The sequence below is a fragment of the Streptomyces sp. NRRL F-6492 genome, from assembly GCF_001280125.1.
GTDB lineage: Bacteria > Actinomycetota > Actinomycetes > Streptomycetales > Streptomycetaceae > Streptomyces.
The window spans coordinates 1-814 of sequence record NZ_LGEG01000118.1; the positions used below are offsets into that span (position 1 = coordinate 1).

An 814-nucleotide genomic window follows, 5' to 3' on the forward strand; every position below is an offset into this window, starting at 1 on the left:
TCGTCGTCCCCACCCCCCACGGCACCCTCGACCCCGAAGCCCTCGACGCCGCCCTGGCCACCACGCCCGGCCCGCTCCTCGTCGCCGCCACCGCCGGCACCACCGACGAAGGCCTCATCGACCCGCTCCCCGAGATCGCCGACGTCTGCGCCGCCCACGACGCCGACCTCCACGCCGACGCCGCCTACGGCGGCCCCCTCCTCTTCAGCCGCACCCACCGCCGGCTCCTCGACGGCCTCGACCGCGCCCGCACCGTCACCGTCGACCTCCACAAACTCGGCTGGCAGCCCGCCGCCGCCGGCCTCCTCGCCGTCCGCGACACCACCGACCTCGCCGCCCTCGCCCACACCGCCGACTACCTCAACGCCGACGACGACACCGACGCCGGCCTCCCCGACCTCCTCGGCCGCTCCCCGCGCACCACCCGCCGCCCCGACGTCCTCAAGGCCGCCGTCACCCTCCGCGCCCTCGGCCGCACCGGACTCGGCGCCCTCGTCGACACCTGCATGGACCTCGCCCAGGACCTCGCCGACCGCGTCGAGAAACACCCCGGCCTCGACCTGCACGCCCGCCCCACCCTCACCACCGTCCTCTTCCGCCCCCACGACACCGACGACACCACCGTCGCCGCGATCCGCCGCTCCCTCCTCACCGGAGGCCGGGCGGTCCTCGGCCGGGCCCGGGCGAACGGCCGCCTCTGGCTCAAAGCCACCCTGCTCAACCCCCACGCCACCCCCGGCGACCTGGACCAGCTCATCACCCTCGTGGAAGGCAGCACGCACCGATGACCGGCAACACCCCCGAACAGGACACC

1 protein-coding gene is annotated in these 814 nt (G+C 75.7%); it reads left to right on the forward strand.

Features of this window, described 5'->3' with window-relative positions; translation table 11 throughout:
- On the forward strand, positions 1–788 hold a 788-nt coding region (locus ADL08_RS11665; RefSeq protein WP_234352107.1), incomplete at its 5' end, for a pyridoxal phosphate-dependent decarboxylase family protein.
- Positions 789–814 lie beyond the last annotated feature (26 nt).